This is a genomic window from Clostridium sp., assembly GCF_051650885.1.
Classification (GTDB): domain Bacteria; phylum Bacillota; class Clostridia; order Clostridiales; family Clostridiaceae; genus Clostridium.
In genome coordinates this window covers 1-2034 of the sequence record NZ_JBOFRG010000211.1, presented here as the reverse complement: position 1 = coordinate 2034, position 2034 = coordinate 1, and the positions used below count along the sequence as shown (strand labels likewise).

2 protein-coding genes are annotated in these 2034 nt (G+C 41.2%); both read right to left on the bottom strand.

Going from position 1 to position 2034, the window contains the following annotated elements; all coding sequences use genetic code 11:
* Positions 1-627 (bottom strand): hypothetical protein (locus tag ACRC28_RS10055; protein WP_438543316.1); only part of this gene is annotated, 627 nt, incomplete at its 3' end.
* Between the two features lie 208 nt (positions 628-835).
* A complete protein-coding gene (locus tag ACRC28_RS10050) occupies positions 836-1771 on the bottom strand; it encodes an integrase catalytic domain-containing protein (RefSeq protein ID WP_438543317.1) in 936 nt (311 codons plus the stop codon).
* Positions 1772-2034 lie beyond the last annotated feature (263 nt).

Here is a 2034-nt window from a genome sequence, read left to right as displayed (position 1 = left end):
CATATTCACTTCATTTTCCTCGCAGACTTCTAACAATTCTCTCCAGTCTTCAACTAGGGCGAGATATTCCCTATATTTCCCGTCCTGAAAAATTTCCAGCAATTTATCTTTAGCACTTTCAAATCGTTCCTCACTTTTTTCTGCATGTATTCTCAGTTTACACATATAGGAGATAATATCTTTGTATCTTGGTCCCTCCAAGAGATATTTCCAAAACATCAACTTATGTTTAGGTTCATCCAACTCCTTCGCGTATCTTCTCCTAAATAAGCATTTAAAATCCTCATATGTCTGAATTGCCTCACCGTAGTGGGCATCAAACCATAATTGAGCCCTTGCCTTCAGTTTACTCCTCACCATCTTTAAAAGTTTTGTCGATGTCCAGGTATCTTCAACTTCCAAGAATTGGTTTAGAAACTTCTCAGCATTCTCTGTCTTCATCCCTCCAAATTCTATCCATCTGTCCGAGATCAATAGATTCCTCAATTTACTTAAAACTCCGTCCATTTCCCTGTGGTCTGGTATCGTCGCAGCGCCGTCGCCATTGTCAAGTGAGCTTCCGCTCGCTTGTGTAGAAGAAGGGGTTGAGTAAACAGTTTTATTGTTCTTCCTAAGCTTATCTTGCATAATGGGGTGTGCCGAAGACGCGTATTTAAGTCTTTGTTAAATTAATGACAGATGACATTAATTAACCCCCTTTTGTAACTGTCAGAATATATTAATTCCCTTTCAATCAGCTGTCAGAATATATTAATTCCCTTTCAATCAGCTGTCAAAAACAATTAGAAAGTAGTGGCCGTAAACCAATGTTAACTGCTAAGACAACCAGATGCCTCTAGAATCCCTTACCAGGCGTAGCTGGGAGTCTTAATGTTAGCGATGTTTCCTCGCCTAACATACCCCCCTTCTTTGAAGAGATCCACTCTGCTGGATCTGACTCCTCAATCAGCAAAATATCCTTACGGTTAACATTAAATTTTCGACCTTCCAGGTCTCGGATTGTATAACTACCCTTGTCCCCTTTTGAAATAATCTTGAATATCCCGTCAAATTTGCCATCGAGCTTGTGTAGTCTCTCAGTCTGAATTTTCCTCCTCCTAACAAATTGTCCCACCTCCATATCGTCAGTTGGATGTCCCAGTCCCGTTTTATTAATTTCGGCTCTCCTCAAGGATCTCTCCTCCTCTAAAAGAAAACTTCTAGCGTCACGCAGCCTTTCCAGTAACAGTTCATTTTCCTCCACGATAGGTGGTTCCCTATCCCGACATGCAAGAGGATTTTCCTTCCTTCCATAGAGAAGTTCAAAGGGTGAATTACCAGTTGCCTTCCTAGGTGAAATTCGGTATGCGTATAAAGCGTACGGTAGAAACTCGTCCCATTCGCTCCAGCGTTCATCTGCCAATCTAGCCAACTTACCAATCAACGTTTGGTTTACTCTCTCAGCCGCTCCATTACATTTCGGGTTATAGCTCGAAGTAAATGACTTTTTTGTGTTCAGTATCTCGCAAACGGTTTTAACTGACTTGTTCAAAAACTCACACCCCTGGTCTGATAACAGTTCCTTAGGTGGTCCATGCTGCATAAATATATGGGATACCAAGAATTTTGCCACCAGCTTAGCTGATTTACTTTTTAGAGCCTTCGCTTTACTCCATCGTGAGATATGGTCGGTTGCAATTACGATATATCGATTGCCATCGTATGATCGCGGAAGTAAGCCCACGATATCAATGCCTACCTTATCGAACGGTGAATTCAAAAGAATTCTCATTTTCTTTAACCTTCTGGTTCCTGAAGAATATCTTGTACACACGTCCCACGTTCTCAAAATCTTTATGATGTCATCGTACATGCCTTTCCAAGTATGTGACCGCAGGTTCATCGCATAGGCTGGTTCAATTTCACCATGACCACATTCAAAATGGTTCTGTAGGACAATTTGCTTCTTATCATTGTCAAGTCAAGATTAGACGGTCTGGCTTTGAAGTGGTTTGAAGCTCTTGAAGGAGATGAAATGAACACTTATGAGGAGTT

Bases quoted from the DNA above. Each gene is read 5' to 3' on its own strand.
- ACRC28_RS10050 (WP_438543317.1), bottom strand. From the start codon at position 1,771: ATGAGAATTCTTTTGAATTCACCGTTCGATAAGGTAGGCATTGATATC.